A 17,817-nucleotide genomic window follows, 5' to 3' on the forward strand; every position below is an offset into this window, starting at 1 on the left:
GCGCCCCGGTCCCTGCCCGGCCGGGCCTGGTCAGAGAGGCGGTGAGCTGGCAGGATCGCGCGCATGTTCCACGCTCTGTCCCGGTTCGACCGACGGCGCACCCTTCGGACGGGCGCCGTGCTCGCGGTCGTGCTCGGGCTGCTCGGGTGGTGGCTCCTCCCGCTGGGCGAACGGACGCCGAGCGGGACGCTGACGTTCTCCACGGGTGTGCCGAGCGGGGTCTACCAGCGGTACGGGGAACGGCTGGAAGGCGCCCTTGCCAAGGACATGCCCGAGGTCTCCATAAAGCTCCTCACCAGTGAGGGGTCCCAGCAGAATCTCGCGCGGGTGGCGACGGGGAAGGCGGACTTCACCATCGCCACCGCCGACGCCGTGGCCACCTATGTGCGCGACGGCAGGCCCGGCGCCCATCGGCTGCGGGGCTGTGTGCGGCTCTACGACGACTATGTACAGCTGGTGGTCCCGCGCGACTCCGACATCGCGAGCGTGGCCGATCTGCGGGGCAAGCGGGTCGGTGTGGGTCAGGAGGGCTCGGGGGTCCGGCTGGTCGCGGACCGGCTGCTGAGCGCGGCGGGGGTCCATCCGCAGCGGGACCTGACCGCCGTCTCGGCGGGGATCAACACGATGCCGGACCGGCTGGTCTCCGGCGATCTCGACGCCTTCTTCTGGTCCGGCGGGCTGCCGACGGGGGCGGTGCACGAGCTGTCGCGGCGGTTCGCGATCAAGCTGGTCCCGCTGGAGGAGGAGCTGGTCAAGGAGTTGCAGTCGAACGGCGGCTCCGCGCGCTACTACCGGTCGGCCACGATGCCCGCCGACGCCTACCGCTACGCGCAGCGGGGCACGTCGGTGCCCACGGTGGCGGTGGCCAATCTGCTCATCACCACGGACCGTATAGATCCGGCCATGGCGGAGGCCTTCACCCGGACCGTGATCAACAGCCGGGACGGGATCGGCCGTGAGGTGCACGCGGCCCAGCTGGTGGATCTGCGGACGGCGATCTACACCGACCCGCTGACCGTGCACGAAGGGGCCAGGCGCTACTACCGCTCGGTCAAGCCATGAGGCACGGCCCTTGATCCAGCCCTGAGGCACCGGCGCCCGGTCCGCCCCCGAGGCGCTACCGCTCGGCCGGGCCCCGGGACCCGGTGGCGGGCGGCTGCTCGCGCGGCACGGAGAGCGTCACCCGCAGACCGTGCGGCTCATGGCGTTCGTACGCGATCGAGCCGCCGCCCGCCGCGAGCAGCACGCGGGAGATGGAGAGGCCGAGCCCCGACCCCCTGACGTTCTGGTGGCGGGTGGAGCGCCAGAAGCGGTCCCCGACGCGCTCCAGCTCCTGGTCGGTGAGGCCGGGCCCCCGGTCGGCCACCACGACGGTCACCGCGGTGGTGCCCGGCGTGACCGTGACCCGTACGTCCTCCCCGGCCGGGGTGAACTTCAGGGCGTTGTCGATGACCGCGTCCAGCGCGCTGGAGAGCGCCACCGGGTCCGCCCAGGCCGTGGCGGCGGGCGCCCCGTCCTGGGAGAGGTGGACGCCCTTCTCGTCCGCCATCGGGCGCCAGGAGGCGACGCGGTCGGCGGTGAGCGGGACGATGTCGGTGAGCTGGAGGTCGGCCTCGGCGTGTTCGGCCAGCGCCAGGTCGAGCAGATCGTCCAGGACCCGGGCCAGCCGCTTGCCCTCGGTCCGTACGGCGGCGATCTCCTCGTTGCCCTCCGGCAGCTCCAGGGCCAGCAGCTCGATGCGCAGCAGGAGCGCGGCGAGCGGGTTGCGCAGCTGGTGGGAGGCGTCGGCGACGAAGGCGCGCTGCTGCTCCAGGACGTCCTCGACGTTGTCGGCCATCTCGTTGAAGGACCGGGCCAGCCGCCGCAGCTCCGGCGGCCCGCCCGCGGCGGCGACCCGTGAGCGCATCCGGCCGACGGCGATGTCGTGGGTGGCCGCGTCCAGGACCCGTACCGGCAGCAGCACCCAGCCGGTGAGCCGGACGGCGGCGCCGACCGCCACCAGCATCGCCAGCGCCTCCCCGACGGCGATCAGCAGCCAGGTCCGCAGGATCCGGGCGCGCATCTCGTCGGTGGGCGAGTCGATGACGACGACGGCGACCACGTCGCCGTCGCGCACGACGGGCGAGGCGACGACGACCCGGCCGTCCTGCCAGGGCCACACCTGCGGAGGGTCGTGCGAACGGCGGCCGAGGAGCGCCTCGTTGAAGGCGGTGCGCCCCTCCCCCTCGGGCGGTAGCATCCAGCCGTCCGGGGCCTTCGCCAGGGCCAGGTCGTTGCGGTAGAAGACGCCGGCCCGGATCCCGTACACGGAGGCGTAGACCTCCAGGTCGGTGGCGAGGGTGAGCCGGCGCTCGTCGTAGGCGGGGACGGTGTCGGTGATGGGCTGGGCGAGGGCGGCGAACCGGGCGGTGTCGTCGATCCGGTCGATGACCAGCCGCTGCTGCTCGGCGGCGGCCACGCTCACCGCGAGCGGGAAGCCCAGGGTGGCCAGGACGGCCGCCATGAGGGTGATGAGCAGCGGAAGGAGACGGGTGCGCACCGGGGATGTACCGGCCCGTTACGCGGACGGCGCGACGAGCCGGTAGCCGACGCCCCGCACGGTCTCGATGAGGGCGGGCAGCCGCAGCTTGGAGCGGAGCGAGGCCACGTGCACCTCCAGGGTGCGCCCGGTCCCCTCCCAGCTGGTGCGCCAGACCTCGCTGATGATCTGCTCGCGGCGGAAGACCACACCGGGCCGCTGCGCCAGGAGGGCCAGGAGGTCGAACTCCTTGCGGGTGAGCTGGACTTCGGTGCCGTCGACGCTGACGCGCCGGGTGGGCAGCTCTATCGCGACGGATCCCAGCCGCAGGGCGGCGACCGGGGTCGGGGCGGTGTCCTCGGTGCCGGTGGTGCGCCGGGCGACCGCGTGGATCCGGGCGAGCAGCTCGCCGGTGTCGTACGGCTTGGTGACGTAGTCGTCGGCGCCGAGGTTGAGCCCGTGGATCCGGGAACGTACGTCGGCGCGCGCGGTCACCATGATCACCGGGGTCGCGGTGCGCTTGCGGATCTTGCCGCAGACCTCGTAGCCGTCCTGGTCGGGCAGGCCGAGGTCGAGGAGGATGACCCCGAAGGGCTCCTTCTCGGCGGGCAGCAGCGCGCGCAGCGCCTCCTCGCCGTTGCGGGCGTGCACGACCTGGAAGCCGTGCCGGGCGAGCACGGCGGACAGGGCCGCCGCCACGTGGTCGTCGTCCTCGACGAGCAGCAGTCTCATGGCCCTCCTCTCGCTCTCCCCGGGCCTTCGGACTTTCCCGGACTCGTTCGCGTAAACCGGCTTCGTGCTCCGTTCGACGGTGTTCGACCGCCTTCGTCAGTGTTTCGCCGCCGCCAGTCCGTCTGCGGTGGCGCTCCGTTCGCTCCGCCGCACAGGGCATCCACTCCGATGACGGGTACGCCCGTCAAGGGGTTGCCGGTTGCAGGAGGGTTTCCGTTATGTACCCGGTACGCCCTCGCACCGCACGTGGCGTCCCCTTCACGCGGAGTGTCCGGTTGCCGCCGGATCGTTATGCTCAATTTCCGCTCAGATGTAATGACGCTGGTCGCACCGCGTCATTAGTGTCCTTGGAACCCGAGGAGGACGGAGCAAGAAGCCGATGAGCGGAGTTTCAGTGACCAAGGCCGCCGAGGATGCCGCGCCCGCGGGCGACGACCTTGTCGTACTGAGCAACGTCAACAAGCACTTCGGCGCGCTGCATGTGCTCCAGGACATCGACCTGACCATCGCCCGTGGCGAGGTCGTGGTCGTCATCGGGCCCTCCGGGTCCGGGAAGTCCACGCTGTGCCGCACGATCAACCGCTTGGAGACGATCGATTCGGGTGCGATCTCGATCGACGGCAAGCCCCTGCCCCAGGAGGGCAAGGAGCTGGCGCGGCTGCGCGCCGACGTGGGCATGGTCTTCCAGTCGTTCAATCTCTTCGCGCACAAGACGGTGCTGGAGAACGTCGTGCTGGGCCAGACCAAGGTCCGCAAGGCCGACAAGAAGGCGGCGGAGGAGAAGGCCCGGACCCTGCTCGAGCGGGTGGGCGTCGGGGTTCAGGCCAACAAGTACCCGGCGCAGCTCTCCGGTGGCCAGCAGCAACGCGTCGCCATCGCGCGGGCGTTGGCGATGGACCCGAAGGTCATGCTCTTCGACGAGCCCACGTCGGCTCTCGACCCGGAGATGATCAACGAGGTCCTGGAGGTCATGCAGCAGCTGGCCCGGGACGGGATGACGATGATCGTCGTCACCCACGAGATGGGCTTCGCCCGCTCGGCCGCCAACCGCGTGGTCTTCATGGCCGACGGAAAGATCGTCGAAGAGGCCGCGCCCGAGCAGTTCTTCAGCAACCCGCGCAGCGACCGGGCCAAGGACTTCCTGTCGAAGATCCTTCACCACTGACGAACGACGTCCGAACGATCGACGACAGACGACAACGACCATACGGCTTAAGGAAATCTGACATGAAGCTCCGCAAGTCGGCCGCCGTCGCGGCCATCGCCGTGCTCGCCCTGACCGCGACCGCGTGTGGCGGCAAGGAGGGCTCCGCCGGTGACAAGCCGAGCGGCACGAAGCCCGGTTCCTCCGAGGCCCCCGCGCTGCCCACGTACGAGGTCGCCAAGGACGTCGCCCTGGACTCGCCGGTCTTCAAGAAGGCCAAGGAGCGCGGCAAGCTGATCATCGGCGCCAAGGCCGACCAGCCCTACCTCGGCTTCGAGGACCAGTCGACCAAGGAGCGCTCCGGCTTCGACATCGAGCTGGCCAAGATGATCGCGGCGGACCTCGGCTTCTCCGAGCAGCAGATCGAGTGGAAGACCGTCGACTCCGGCGTCCGTGAGACGGCCATCTCCAAGGGCCAGGTCGACTACTACGTCGGCACGTACACGATCAACGACGAGCGCAAGAAGCAGGTCGGCTTCGCCGGTCCGTACTACAAGGCGGGCGCCGACCTCCTGGTCCGCAAGGACGACGACTCGATCACCGGCAAGGACTCGGTGAAGGGCAAGCGCGTCTGCTCGATCGTCGGCTCCACCCCGCTCCAGGAGATCAAGAAGCCCGAGTACGGCGCCAACGTCGTCGAGCTGGCCAAGTACTCCGACTGCGTGCAGCAGGTGCTGACCAAGCAGGTCGACGCCCTCACAACGGACGACTCGATCCTCAAGGGGTACGCGGCCGCCAACTCCGGCAAGCTCAAGGTCGTCGGCAAGCCCTTCACCAGCGAGCCCTACGGCGTCGGCCTGAACAAGGACGACAAGGTCCTGCGCGACGCGATCAACGACTCGCTGGAGAACCGCGTCAAGGACGGCACGTACAAGAAGATCTACGAGGCGACGCTGGGCCTGTCCGGTTCGGCCTTCGTCGAGCCGCCGGCGCTCGAGCGCTACTGACCTGACGCCCGCCGGCCGCCCCGCGCGGCCGGCGCCCGTCACCGACGTACCGCGTGTGACCCAGGCGTCCCGTACGCCGCCCCGCCGCCCCTCAGGGGCCCGGCGGACGTACGGGGCGCCCCTTCCCCTGCCCTGATGCCGCTGCCCGCCGACGCGGAGACCTCATGAACGTACTGCTCGACAATTTCCCAGAGTTCCGCGACGGCTTCATAGGAACCGTGTCGATCACCGCCGTCAGCTCGGTTATCGCCCTGGTCCTCGGTGTGCTCGTCGCCGGGTTCCGGGTCTCGCCGGTGCCGCCGCTGCGGTACTTCGGCACCGCGTGGGTGACGCTGATGCGCAACACCCCGCTGACGCTGCTCTTCCTGATCTTCTTCTTCGTCGTCCCGGAGATCCTCTTCCCGGGGATGAGCCCCTTCGTGCTCGGCTCGCTGGCGCTCGGCTTCTACACCTCCTCGTTCGTCTGCGAGGCGGTCCGCTCCGGCATCAACACCGTGCCGCTGGGCCAGGCCGAGGCCGCCCGCTCGATCGGGATGACGTTCTCCCAGACCCTGCGCATCGTGGTGCTCCCCCAGGCGACGCGGACCGTCATCCCGCCGCTGAGCAGCATCTTCATCGCGCTCACCAAGAACTCCGCGATCGCCGGTGCCTTCAGCGTCGCCGAGCTGTTCGGCTGGCAGAAGCTGATGAGCGACAAGGGTTACGACATCGTCCCCGTCTTCATCTGGGTGGCCCTCGGCTACCTGGTGGTCACGTTTACCATCAGCGGCCTCTTCCGGCTGCTGGAGCGTCGCATGGAGGTCGCCCGATGAGCGCCAGCGTTCTCTACGACGCACCGGGCCCCAAGGCTCTCGTCCGCAACCGGATCTACGCCGTCGTCGGCACCGTCGTCATCGCGGCGCTGCTCGTGGTCAGCGTGCTGCGCCTGGCCGACAAGGGGCACCTCGCCCCCGAGATGTGGGACATCTTCAACTACGCGGGCATCCGGCAGAACATCGCCAACGCCCTCGTCGCCACCCTCAAGGCGTTCGGCCTGGCCGCGATCGGCTCGCTCGTCCTCGGTGTGCTGCTCGCGGTGGGCCGCCTCTCCGACCACAAGCCGATCCGCTGGGCGGCGACCACCTTCATCGAGCTGTTCCGCTCGCTCCCGCTGCTCATCACGATCTACGCGATCTGGGTCGGCTTCCTCACCGACCACTCGATGTGGGCGCTGGCCGCGGGCCTCTCCGTCTACAACGGCTGTGTCCAGGCCGAGGTGCTGCGCGCCGGTGTCAACGCCGTCCCCCGGGGCCAGAGCGAGGCCGCGTACGCGCTCGGCATGCGCAAGACGCAGGTCATGGTCACCGTGCTGATGCCGCAGGCCATCCGGTCGATGCTGCCGACGATCATCAGCCAGCTCGTGGTGACCCTCAAGGACACCTCGCTCGGCTTCATCATCCTGTACCCGGAGCTGCTCCAGACCGCGCGTCTGATCGCCTCCAACACGCTGGTGAACGGCCAGTACCCGTACGTCTCGACGATCACCGTCGTCGGCACGATCTACATCGTGCTCTGTCTGCTGCTCTCGTCGCTGGCCACCTGGATCGAGAAGCGCGGCCGCCGCGCCAAGACCGGCATCGCGGTGGCGCCGGCCGTCCAGGCACCCGGGACCATCGACGCGACGGCCGGCACGTTCGGCTCGAACACCGACGGTGCGGGGGGCGCAGGGGGCGCAGGCACCGGGACCGACGGTGCCGGTGGGGCCGGAGGGACGACGAACTGACCCCCGCCGGTCTCTCCCGGCGGAAGCATTCGAGGCAGCGGCGCACGCGTCGCTGCCTCGGTCACTTGACGCAAGCACCCCCAATGGGTTGCATACGTTCTGTGATCACGCACCCGGCTTCGACTGCCACGTTCCGCTCGACCGTACGGGCCGGAGGAGACGCGCCGTGGACCCGGTGATCGTCGTCGGCGCCGGACCCGTCGGTCTGACGCTGTCGCTGGCCCTGGCCGCCCAGGGCGTCCCGAGCGTGCTCCTCGACGAGGGGCCGGGCACGGAGGAGGTCCGCCTCGCCCGCACGGTCGTGCTGCGTGAGGACACCGCCGACCTGGTGGAACGGCTCGGCGCCACCGCCCTGGAGAAGGACGGGCTGCGCTGGAGCGGCTGGCGCTCGATGCGCCGGAAGCAGCTGGTCCGCGATGTGCCGCTGGGCGCGGACGCCGAGGACACGGAGAGCGGAGAGCCGGACGCGTCCCCGCTCCCCGCCCCCCTGCACATCCCGCAGCACGCGCTCGCCTCGGCCCTGCGGGCGGCGGTCGCGGCCCAGCCGCTGGTGAAGGTGGCGGAGCTGAGCCGCGTCGACACCCTGGAACAGGACGGCGACGGCGTCACGGTCCACACCAAGGGGCCCGATCCGACCTGGTGGCGCGGCAGTTATCTGGTCGGCTGCGACGGCGCCCGGTCGACCGTGCGCAAGCTCCTGGAGATCCGGTTCCCGGGTCGTACGGCGGTGGAGCGGCACGCCGTCGCCGCGCTCCGGGCCGAACTGCCCTGGCCCGACCGGGCGGTGCTGCACCGTCAGCCACCGTGGCGCGGCGGGGGCGCCGAGATCAGCGCGCGGCCGCTGCCGGACGGGGTCTGGCGGCTGGACTGGCTGCTCCCGCCGCGCGGCGACCTGGTCACCCCGGACGCCCTGGTCGCCCGGATCCGGGACACCCTGGCCGGCTGGTGCGGCGAGACCCCTCCGTACGAACTGCTCGACACCGGTGTCCACACGCTCCACCACCGGCTCGCCCGGCGGTGGCGGGTGCGGCGGGCCTTCCTGGCGGGGGACGCGGCGCATCTGCTGGGGGCGCTCGGCACCCAGGGGCTCGACGAGGGGATCCGGGACGCCGAGAACCTGGCCTGGAAACTCGCCCACGCCTGGCACCACGGCGGCGCCGACCCGCTGCTCGACAGCTACCAGGCCGAGCGCCGGGCCGCCGTCGCCTCCCGGCTGCGCGCCGCCGACCAGTCCCTGCCGATACTGCGGGGCGGCGGCGGGCTGCGGACACTGGTCCCGGGGGCGGCCCGGGGCCACGACACCCTGCTCGCCGACGGCCACCTGGGCTGTGGAGCCCTCGGTGCGCCCCCTTCGTACTCCCACTCCACCCTTGCACCACCGCACGCGGAGGCGCACACCGCTGTGGGTACGCCCCCCGGTGCGCCGGTCGCCGATGTACGGGTGACGGCACCGGACGGAACAGCGGTACGGCTCCGGGAGCGGCTCGGGCAGGGCCGCCCGCTGGTGATCCTGGTGGCGCCCGGCACCGGGGTGTGGGACCGGCGCCACTGGCTGACCGCGGGCATCATGCCGCGCCTGGTGGAGGCGGTGGAGGCGCTGCCGTCACCGGCGGAGCTGCTGGTCACGGAGAGCTATCCGGGGGCGTCGGCCCATACCGTGCTGCTGGTGCGGCCCGACGGGCATCTGGTGGCCGCCTTCGCGGGCGTACGTCCCGCGGAGCTGCTCGCGGCGGCCCGGGCGGCGCTGGGCGGATCGGCGGGGGCCGGGGCGGGGGCGGGAACGGAGGCGGAGGATACGGGCTCGGGGTCCGGGTCCGGTTCGGGGTCCGTCGAGGACGGCGAAGGCAGGCGTGAGGGCGCGGCGCGCACGCCGGGACCGCGCGACCGGGTTCACGCCGACCGGACCGCCGGGATCAATTGACCGTCACGGGCGCACATGGTGTACTCCAGATCATGACCGACACCGATGTGCGCCTGTGGCGGAGGGTCCATATGGACCTCGTCCGTTACGCGGGCTGCGTGTGTCGCCCGTCCTGCTGAATCGCCTTCCTCCACCGGCCCGTGCCTCTCTCCGCACGGCCGGTCCTCGCGCGAACTCTCAGGACGGTCCCTGTGTCTTCCCCTTCTTCCGCCGTGCCTTCCACCGTGCCCACGGCCGCCTCCGTACCCTCCCCCGCCACCGCTCCGGCGGCCTCGGCCCCTGCGGTCTCCGCCCCGGTCGGCCCGGCTCCCGCCGTCTCCGCGCGGGTCGGCTCGGCCCGTAGCGTCTCCGCCGGTCCGACGGCCGCCGAGCTGCTCGACTTCGTCCGCCGCGCCGCCGAGGACACCGCCCTCATCGCCTCGCTCCCGCTCGATCCGGAGGGCCGCACCTGGGTCCGGCTCGACGGCCCCCGGGGCAGTGAGGCCTGGCTGATCGGCTGGCCGCCGGGGACCGGGACGGGCTGGCACGACCACGCCGACTCGGTCGGCGCGTTCACCACCGCGTCCGGCACGCTCAAGGAACACTCACTGGCCGTACGGCTGCCCACCGACGGCTGGAAGACCCTGGAGCTGAACGACGGGGTGGACCGGGAGCGGGAGCTGGCGGCCGGTCAGGGCCGGGCCTTCGGTCAGAACCATGTGCACGAGGTGCTCAACGAGTCCGACAGCGTGCACGCCGTCTCCGTCCACGCCTACTACCCGCCGCTGCCGCGCATCCGCCGCTTCAGCCGTACCGGTGCCGTGCTCCGGCTGGAGCAGACCGAGGCCCCGGAGGACTGGCAGTGAGCGGCGACGGCGGCGACCACGTCGGTGCCTGGAGCGCGGGCGGGACGGAGCGGGCGGGGACGCCGGAACGGGTCGGGATCGACGAGTTGCTGGAACGGGTCCGGGCCGGTTACGAGCGGATCGGCCCGCAGGAGGCGGCTGCGGCGGCGACGGACGGGGCGCTGCTGGTGGACATCCGGTACGCGGCCCTCCGGGAGCGCGACGGGCTCATCCCCGGCGCGCTCGTCGTGGAGCGCAACGAACTGGAGTGGCGGCTCGACCCCCAGGGCAGCCACCGCGCCGCCGAAGCGGTGAGCCATGACCTCCGGGTCGTCGTCATCTGCAACGAGGGGTACGCCTCCAGCCTCGCGGTGGCGTCGCTGCGCCAGCTCGGGCTGCACCGGGCCACCGACCTGATCGGCGGCTTCCAGGCCTGGCGCGCGGCCGGCCTCCCGGTGACACGCCCCTGACACCTTCTCTCCTGGCCCCCTCTCTCAGGACACACCCGAACGCCGCATTCCGGTGGAGCCATCGCCGTGCGCGACCGACATTCGCCTCATACAGAGGCGAAATGTACGGAGATGACGCGCTATGGCGATCCCTGTTCTCACCCCGGACCAGCTCGACGCCCAGGCCTCCCGGCTGTACGACACCGGGGCATGGCGGGAGATCGTCTCGGGGTGGGGGCGCACCGCCCCCGAGCCCGTAGCTCCGCCCCCTTCAGGGGAGGACCGGCCCTCTTCGGGGCAGGACCGGCCCGCCGACTGGCGGAGCCTGCTGTCCGTCCCCGTGGAGCAGCTCATCGACGACTCGCTACGGGCACTGCCCGCCGCCTCGCCGCCCGAGCGCCCGCTCCCCGGCCGGCTGGGGGCGGTCCTGCCCGACCGTGTCCATGCCTGGCGACGGGTGGGCCAGGCCGATGTCCGGCCCTCCGTCCACCTCGGCTACGCGCGGCAGATCCTGGCCGAATGGGGCTGGCAGAACACCCCGTACCGCCTGCGCAACGCCCGGGGCGCCCGCTGTGTCTGCGGCGCGCTGCTCACCGCGCACCGGCTCGGCTACGGCTCCACCGCCACCGTGGACCGGGCCGGTGCCTGGCTGATCACCGAGCTGCGCTCCCAGGGGTGGACCGGACTGATCGGCCCCTGGAACCGGGCCCCCGGCCGCACCGCCGCCGATGCACTGGCCCTCGTCGACGCAGCCGCCCGCCGCGCGGCCCTGGCCGAGCACTGAGACTGGCCGGACACTGAGAACCGGGCGGCACAGGTCTCTTCCCTTCACTTTCACTTCAGAACGGCTCGTCCAGGCCCTCCGTGTCCTCGCCCTCCTCCTCCAGCGCCTGGCGCACCACCCGTAGGGCCATGCCCTCCCCGTATCCCTTGCGGGCGAGCATCCCCGCCAGGCGGCGCAGCCGCTTGTCGCGGTCCAGGCCCCGGGTGGAGCGGAGCTTGCGGGCCACCAGCTCCCGGGCCCGCTCCTCCTCCTGGTCGGTGTCGAGACGGCCGACCGCCTCGTCGATCACGGCGGAGTCCACGCCCTTCGTCCGCAGCTCACGGACGAGGGCGCGGCGCGCGAGCCCCCGGCCATGATGCCGGGACTCCACCCACGCCCCGGCGAAGGCCGCGTCGTCGATCAGCCCGACGTCCTCGAAGCGGGCGAGGACCTCCTCGGCCGCCTCGTCCGGGATCTCCCGCTTACGCAGGGCGTCCGCGAGCTGCTTGCGCGTCCTGGGCGTCCCGGTGAGCAGGCGCAGACAGATGTTGCGCGCCTGCTCGACCGGGTCCTGCGGCTCCCCCGTATGCCGCTGCCCACGCTCCCGCCGGTCACGCGGCTCCCCCTGCCCGGCCCTCGACGAGGAGGGGGAACCGCTGCTCCTGGTGGCGGAGCGGGCACGGCGGCCCGCCCCTTCGCCGAACCCGGTGCCGGGCTCGACGGGCTCTCCCGGCCACTCCGTACGACGTGTCACGGATGGGCCCTAGCTCTTGGCCGCCGCGGTCTTGGCCGTCTTCGCCTTGGCGGCCGTGGTGGCCGCAGGCTTCGCCGCCGCCGTCTCCGTCGCACCTGCGGCCGCCGCGCCTTCGGCGGCCGGCTCGGCGGACTCCGCGTCCGGGCGGACGCCGACGCCCAGCTTCTCCAGGATCTTCTTCTCGATCTCGTTGGCGAGGTCGGGGTTGTCCTTGAGGAAGTTGCGGGCGTTCTCCTTGCCCTGGCCGAGCTGGTCGCCCTCGTACGTGTACCAGGCGCCGGCCTTGCGGACGAAGCCGTGCTCCACGCCCATGTCGATCAGCCCGCCCTCGCGGCTGATGCCCTGGCCGTAGAGGATGTCGAACTCGGCCTGCTTGAAGGGCGGGGCGACCTTGTTCTTGACGACCTTGACGCGGGTGCGGTTGCCGACGGCGTCCGTGCCGTCCTTGAGCGTCTCGATCCGGCGGATGTCGAGGCGCACCGAGGCGTAGAACTTCAGCGCCCGGCCACCGGTCGTGGTCTCCGGGGAGCCGAACATCACACCGATCTTCTCGCGGAGCTGGTTGATGAAGATCGCCGTGGTCTTGGACTGGTTGAGCGCGCTGGTGATCTTACGGAGGGCCTGGCTCATCAGACGGGCCTGGAGACCCACGTGCGAGTCACCCATCTCGCCCTCGATCTCCGCACGGGGCACCAGGGCCGCGACGGAGTCGATGACGATCAGGTCCAGGGCGCCGGAGCGGACCAGCATGTCGGTGATCTCGAGGGCCTGCTCACCGTTGTCCGGCTGGGACAGGATGAGGTTCTCGATGTCGACGCCGAGCTTCTTGGCGTACTCGGGGTCGAGGGCGTGCTCGGCGTCGATGAACGCCACCGAGCCGCCGGCCTTCTGCGCGTTGGCCACGGCGTGCAGCGTCAGCGTCGTCTTACCGGAGGACTCCGGTCCGTACACCTCCACCACGCGGCCGCGCGGCAGGCCGCCGACGCCGAGGGCGACATCGAGGGCGGTCGATCCCGTGGGGATGACCTCGACGGGCTCGTTGGGCCGCTCGCCGAGGCGCATCACCGCACCCTTGCCGAACTGTCGTTCAATCTGTGCGAGTGCGGCGTCCAGCGCCTTCTCGCGGTCGGTTCCTGCCATGGGTTCCACCCGATTTGCTTGAGTCGATCGCTTCACGTCAAAGACGCTAACCCCTGCCACTGACAATGGGCCTCGACGTCCTCCCGGCCTGTGGACAACTCCACGGTCGGGCCCGGAAAAACCCGGCCGAAATCCATGAGAATGGATGTTCGATTTTGGTGTCAAGCGCACCACGCGGGACTGCCGAGCACCCACGGAGGACGCCCCGCGACACCGAAGCCCCAGTCGGCACGCACGCGTCCCGGGCGGGCACGCACCCGCACCGAGCGAGCATGCGCCCAGGTCACCGAAGGCCGGTCGCGCCGGTCAGCGGCCGACGGTGGCGGCGGATTCGGGGGCAGCGGCGTCGTGCAGCCCGAGGCGCAGATGCTCGACGTGGTAGAGGGCCTGGTCGAGGAGTTCGGCGACGTGGTCGTCGTACAGGGAGTAGACGATGCTGCGCCCCTGGCGCTCGCCGGTCACCAGGCCGAGGTTCCGCAGCAGCCGGAGCTGGTGGGAGCAGGCCGAACTCTCCATGCCGACGGCTTCGGCGAGATCACCGACCGAGCAGGGGCCCTCCTGGAGGCGGGCGAGGATGTAGAGCCGGGAGGGCGTGGCCAGGGCCTGCAGGGTGGCCGCGACATCGGCGGCGCCGACCGCGTCGAGGCGCTCACGGGTGCCGGCACCGGTGGTGATGTCGCGTCCGTGACCCATGGACCCCATCATAACGACGACACTTGAATACCTGTTCACATGTTCTTGTATGGTGGGACCGTCGTCCTCGTCCCACCCGCGAAGGGTTGCTTCGGCATGTCTTCTGTCCTGGACCAGCGCTCCACGCCGCCCTCCGACGCCACGCGCCCGGCCCCGCCGCGACGCCGCACCCGCCTGCTCACGCTGCCCGAGGCCCGCTGGGCCCTGACGGCGCTGGTGCTGTTCCTCCTCGCCCTGCCCGTCCACCTGCTGGACGGTCCGGCGTGGCTGTGGGGCACCCTGTTCGCCGCGACCTACGTCACCGGCGGCTGGGGGCCGGGCTGGGAGGGCCTGAAGGCGCTCAAGGACAGGACGCTCGACGTGGACCTGCTGATGGTCGTCGCCGCCCTGGGGGCCGCCTCGATCGGGCAGATCCTCGACGGCGCACTACTGATCGTCATCTTCGCCACCTCCGGCGCCCTGGAAGCGGTCGCCACCGCGCGGACCGCCGACTCCGTACGGGGACTGCTCGACCTCGCCCCGGCCACCGCGACCCGGCTGCTGCCCGACGGCACCGAGGAGACGGTCGAGACCGAGCGGCTGGCGGTCGGGGACACGGTCCTGGTCCGGCCCGGCGAGCGGGTCGGCGCGGACGGCCGGGTCCTCGACGGTTCCGGAGAGGTCGACCAGGCCACCATCACCGGCGAGCCGCTGCCCGTGGCCAAGCGGGCGGGGGACGAGGTGTTCGCCGGTACCGTCAACGGCACCGGCGCCCTGCTCGTACGGGTCGAGCGCGACCCGTCGGACTCGGTGATCGCCCGGATCGTGAAGATGGTCGAGGAGGCCTCGGAGACCAAGGCCCCCACCCAGTTGTTCATCGAGAAGATCGAGCAGCGCTACTCGATCGGCATGGTGGTCGCGACCCTCGCCGTCTTCGGTATCCCGCTCGCCTTCGGAGACTCCCTCTCCTCGGCCCTCCTGCGGGCCATGACGTTCATGATCGTGGCCTCGCCGTGCGCGGTCGTCCTCTCCACCATGCCGCCGCTGCTGTCCGCCATCGCCAACGCCGGACGGCGCGGTGTGCTCGTCAAGTCCGCCGTCGTCATGGAACGCCTCGGGCAGATCGACACCGTCGCCCTGGACAAGACCGGCACCCTCACCGAAGGCACTCCCCACGTCACCGACCTGCGCCCCCTCACCGGCAGCGGCCTGGACGAGGACGCGCTCCTGGCGCTGGCTGCGTCCGCCGAGCACCCCAGCGAACACCCGCTCGCCCGGGCCGTGGTCGCCGCCGCCCGCGAACGCGCCCTGCCCCTGACCGGCGTCGAGGACTTCACCTCCGTACCCGGCCAGGGCGTCACCGCCACCGTCGACGGCAGCACCATCACGGTCGGCGCCCCCGCCCGCCTCCTGGACACCGGCGCCGACGCCCGGCCGCAACGGGAAGTGGTGGCCGAACTGGAGGAGGCCGGGCGGACCGCCGTCGTCGTCCTGCGCGACCGGGAGCCGGTGGGCGTGCTGGGCATCGCGGACCGGCTCCGGCCGGACGCGGCGGCCACCGTCGCCGCCCTCACCCGCCTGACCGGCCGCACCCCCATCCTGCTGACCGGCGACAACGAGCGCGCCGCCCGGCACCTGGCCGCCCAGGTCGGCATCACCGACGTCCGCGCCGGACTGCTCCCCCAGGACAAGGTCGCCGCCGTCAGGGAATGGGAGGCCCGGGGACGCCGGGTGCTGGTCGTGGGCGACGGCGTCAACGACGCCCCCGCCCTGGCCGCCGCGCACTCCGGCATCGCGATGGGCCGGGCCGGCTCCGACCTCGCCCTGGAGACCGCCGACGCCGTCGTCGTGCGCGACGAACTCGCCACCATCCCCTCGATCGTGCGACTCTCCCGCACCGCGCGCCGCCTGGTCGTCCAGAACCTGGCCATCGCCGGGGCGTTCATCACCGTCCTGGTCGCCTGGGACCTGATCGGCACCCTGCCCCTGCCGCTCGGTGTCGCCGGCCACGAGGGCTCCACCGTCATCGTCGGCCTGAACGGCCTGCGCCTCCTGCGCGAGAGCGCCTGGCCCCGCCCCGTCCGGGACAGCGCGTAGCCGACCCGCCCCGCCGTGCCGGACCCGCCCCGGAACGGTTGGGTACACCTACGCATTGTTCGACCCGCCCCCAGGGCTCGATTCTTCCTGAGGCGGCGGTGGCTCCGCCCCTCGTGCATCTGCCGGCCCCCCAAGATCGGCATCCGCCGTACGAGGTCGACGTCCCCTCGTCCGGAGCCCCCGCCGCGCCCCTTCCTTCGCCCGTGCCCGGTGTTCGCCGTGCGCGGGCCCAGCCGGGACCGGAGCCGGTCCCGGCCCACCCCTCAGGAGGAATCGCATGGTGTCTCAAGCTGCGGTGTGGCGTGTCGCCGCTGCCGCGTGTGCGGTCGGCGCACTGATAGCCGGTGCCGGTACGGCCGGTGCAGCACCCACGCCCACCGAAGGGCGCATCCTGGGCGCCGACCGCGCGGGCGCGGTGGAGGGCTCGTACATCGTCACCTTCAAGGACTCGGTGGCGCGGGCGGACATCGACAAGGTGGCGAGGTCACTCGCCGGACGGCACGGCGGAAAGGTCGGCCACACCTACACCGCCGCGCTCCGCGGCTTCTCCGTGAAGGTGGGCGAGGAGCAGGCCAAGCGGCTGGCGGCCGATCCCTCCGTCGCCCGCGTGGAGGCCGACGGAGTCGCGTACGCCCTGGGCACCCAGAACGACCCGACCTGGGGCCTGGACCGCATCGACCAGCGCGATCTGCCCGGCGACCGCAGGTTCACGTACCCCAACACCGCATCCAATGTGACGGCCTATGTGCTCGACACCGGGATACGCACCTCGCACCGGGACTTCGGCGGCCGGGCGGTCAGCGGCTACGACTTCATCGACAACGACTCCGTCGCCCAGGACTGCAACGGGCACGGCACCCACGTGGCGGGCACGGTCGGCGGTACGGCCTACGGCGTCGCCAAGGGCGTGAAGCTCGTGGGCGTACGGGTCCTCAACTGCCAGGGCTCCTCGGGCTCCACCTGGGCCCCGGTGCTGGCCGGCATCGACTGGGTGACCAAGAACGCGGTCAAGCCCGCCGTCGCCAACATGAGCATCGGCGGCGGCCGGAACTCCTCGGTCGACGACGCGCTGGCCCGGTCGATCGCCTCCGGCGTCACCTACGTCGTCGCGGCGGGCAACGACGGTGCCAACGCCTGCAACACCTCCCCGGCCGCCGTGCCGGGCGCGGTGACGGTCGGCGCCACCGACAGCCGCGACGCCCGGTCGATCTGGCCGAGCGGCAAGTCCTCCAACCACGGCACCTGCCTGGACCTGTTCGCCCCGGGCTCCGACGTCATCTCCGCCTCCCACCTCAACGACACCGGCTCCCGCTCCGACGGCGGCACCTCGATGGCCTCCCCGCACGTGGCGGGCGCGGCGGCCCTGCTGCTCTCGGCCAACCCCTCCTGGACGCCCAAGCAGGTCCACGACCGGCTGATCGCCGACGCCACCCCGAACAAGGTCACCGACGCGCGGACCGGTTCGCCCAACCGCCTGCTGTACGTCCCGAACGACGGCGACACCACCCCGCCGCCCACCGGCAGCACCTTCGAGAACACCAACGCCTTCCCGATCCGCGACAACACGACCGTCGAGTCCCCCATCACCGTGAGCGGCATCGCGGGCAACGCGCCCTCGGCGCTCTCCGTCACGGTCGACATCCGGCACACCTTCCGCGGTGACCTCCGGGTCGACCTCGTCGCCCCGGACGGCGGTGTCTTCCGGCTCAAGGACTACAACGCCAACGACAGCGCCGACGACGTACGCGGCACCTTCACCGTGAACGCCTCCGCCAAACCCGCCAACGGCACCTGGAAGCTGCGGGTGAGCGACAACTGGGTCAACGACACAGGGACGCTGAACTCCTGGTCGCTGAAGTTCTGACCGACCGCTGACGTTCCGGCCGGCCGACGTCCCGGTGGAGCCCCGGGAACCTTCCGAGGCTCCACCTCCTCCGGGAACACCCCACCGGACCGCCGGTGATCCACGTCCCGAACCCTGGTGGATCCCGGCCCACCCGGCCGGTGAGACCTCTCCGCGAACCTCACCGGCCG

17 protein-coding genes are annotated in these 17,817 nt (G+C 71.8%); 12 read left to right on the forward strand and 5 right to left on the reverse strand.

What is annotated here, in order from left to right; all coding sequences use genetic code 11:
* Nucleotides 1–63 precede the first annotated feature (63 nt).
* Nucleotides 64–1,062: a TAXI family TRAP transporter solute-binding subunit gene (locus tag DJ476_RS07170; RefSeq protein ID WP_103420302.1), complete on the forward strand. Its 999-nt coding sequence runs from the start codon at nt 64–66 to the stop codon at nt 1,060–1,062.
* Nucleotides 1,063–1,117: 55 nt separating this feature from the next.
* Here the strand turns inward: DJ476_RS07170 and DJ476_RS07175 are convergent, their stop codons facing one another.
* On the reverse strand, nt 1,118–2,539 hold the full coding sequence (locus DJ476_RS07175; protein WP_103420300.1) for a sensor histidine kinase: 1,422 nt from the start codon (nt 2,537–2,539) through the stop codon (nt 1,118–1,120).
* A gap of 18 nt (nt 2,540–2,557) precedes the next feature.
* The gene (locus DJ476_RS07180; RefSeq protein ID WP_019766652.1) at nt 2,558–3,250 is read right to left on the reverse strand and encodes a response regulator transcription factor; all 693 of its coding nucleotides are present in this window, start codon (nt 3,248–3,250) and stop codon (nt 2,558–2,560) included.
* Nucleotides 3,251–3,629: 379 nt separating this feature from the next.
* Here DJ476_RS07180 and DJ476_RS07185 point away from each other — a divergent pair, with 379 nt between their 5' ends.
* The 9 genes from DJ476_RS07185 (at nt 3,630) to DJ476_RS07220 (ending at nt 11,141) form a co-directional block, all read left to right on the forward strand.
* A complete protein-coding gene (locus tag DJ476_RS07185; RefSeq protein ID WP_112490131.1) occupies nt 3,630–4,415 on the forward strand; it encodes an amino acid ABC transporter ATP-binding protein in 786 nt (261 codons plus the stop codon).
* Nucleotides 4,416–4,477: 62 nt separating this feature from the next.
* Nucleotides 4,478–5,401 (forward strand): glutamate ABC transporter substrate-binding protein, encoded by a 924-nt coding sequence (locus tag DJ476_RS07190; RefSeq protein ID WP_019762302.1) that lies wholly within the window; start codon nt 4,478–4,480, stop codon nt 5,399–5,401.
* A 164-nt stretch (nt 5,402–5,565) separates the two neighbouring features.
* Nucleotides 5,566–6,213, forward strand: a complete 648-nt coding sequence (locus DJ476_RS07195; RefSeq protein ID WP_070199598.1) for an amino acid ABC transporter permease — start codon at nt 5,566–5,568, stop codon at nt 6,211–6,213.
* Nucleotides 6,210–7,163, forward strand: coding sequence for an amino acid ABC transporter permease (locus tag DJ476_RS07200; protein WP_112490132.1), 954 nt, complete (start codon nt 6,210–6,212; stop codon nt 7,161–7,163). Before DJ476_RS07195 ends, DJ476_RS07200 begins: the two co-directional genes overlap by 4 nt.
* Before the next feature lie 166 nt (nt 7,164–7,329).
* Nucleotides 7,330–9,084, forward strand: a complete 1,755-nt coding sequence (locus DJ476_RS07205; RefSeq protein WP_112490133.1) for an FAD-dependent monooxygenase — start codon at nt 7,330–7,332, stop codon at nt 9,082–9,084.
* Nucleotides 9,085–9,116: 32 nt separating this feature from the next.
* Complete coding sequence (locus tag DJ476_RS35440; RefSeq protein WP_311605579.1) at nt 9,117–9,203, forward strand: putative leader peptide; 87 nt, start codon at nt 9,117–9,119, stop codon at nt 9,201–9,203.
* 93 nt (nt 9,204–9,296) lie between these two features.
* Entirely contained in the window at nt 9,297–9,929 is a 633-nt protein-coding gene (locus DJ476_RS07210) for a cupin domain-containing protein (protein WP_318294437.1), read from the forward strand.
* Complete coding sequence (locus DJ476_RS07215; protein WP_181006626.1) at nt 9,926–10,378, forward strand: rhodanese-like domain-containing protein; 453 nt, start codon at nt 9,926–9,928, stop codon at nt 10,376–10,378. The genes DJ476_RS07210 and DJ476_RS07215 overlap by 4 nt, the downstream gene beginning before the upstream one ends.
* A gap of 121 nt (nt 10,379–10,499) precedes the next feature.
* Complete coding sequence (locus DJ476_RS07220; RefSeq protein WP_112490135.1) at nt 10,500–11,141, forward strand: DUF6197 family protein; 642 nt, start codon at nt 10,500–10,502, stop codon at nt 11,139–11,141.
* Nucleotides 11,142–11,196: 55 nt separating this feature from the next.
* On the opposite strand, the gene recX is transcribed toward DJ476_RS07220, so the two are convergent.
* The 3 genes from recX to DJ476_RS07235 all read right to left on the reverse strand — a co-directional run bounded on the left by recX (nt 11,197) and on the right by DJ476_RS07235 (nt 13,707).
* Entirely contained in the window at nt 11,197–11,874 is a 678-nt protein-coding gene (gene recX, locus DJ476_RS07225) for a recombination regulator RecX (RefSeq protein ID WP_103420288.1), read from the reverse strand.
* Nucleotides 11,875–11,883: 9 nt separating this feature from the next.
* The gene (gene recA, locus DJ476_RS07230) at nt 11,884–13,014 is read right to left on the reverse strand and encodes a recombinase RecA (RefSeq protein WP_070199592.1); all 1,131 of its coding nucleotides are present in this window, start codon (nt 13,012–13,014) and stop codon (nt 11,884–11,886) included.
* Nucleotides 13,015–13,320: 306 nt separating this feature from the next.
* The gene (locus DJ476_RS07235; RefSeq protein ID WP_103420362.1) at nt 13,321–13,707 is read right to left on the reverse strand and encodes an ArsR/SmtB family transcription factor; all 387 of its coding nucleotides are present in this window, start codon (nt 13,705–13,707) and stop codon (nt 13,321–13,323) included.
* A 96-nt stretch (nt 13,708–13,803) separates the two neighbouring features.
* Between DJ476_RS07235 and DJ476_RS07240 the strand changes: the two genes are divergently transcribed.
* Both DJ476_RS07240 and DJ476_RS07245 read left to right on the forward strand, forming a co-directional pair.
* Nucleotides 13,804–15,783 carry a heavy metal translocating P-type ATPase gene (locus DJ476_RS07240; protein ID WP_112490136.1) on the forward strand — a complete coding sequence of 660 codons (1,980 nt, stop codon included), beginning with the start codon at nt 13,804–13,806 and terminating at the stop codon, nt 15,781–15,783.
* 277 nt (nt 15,784–16,060) lie between these two features.
* Nucleotides 16,061–17,647 carry a S8 family peptidase gene (locus tag DJ476_RS07245; RefSeq protein WP_112490137.1) on the forward strand — a complete coding sequence of 529 codons (1,587 nt, stop codon included), beginning with the start codon at nt 16,061–16,063 and terminating at the stop codon, nt 17,645–17,647.
* Nucleotides 17,648–17,817 lie beyond the last annotated feature (170 nt).

This window comes from Streptomyces bacillaris (assembly GCF_003268675.1).
GTDB lineage: Bacteria > Actinomycetota > Actinomycetes > Streptomycetales > Streptomycetaceae > Streptomyces > Streptomyces bacillaris.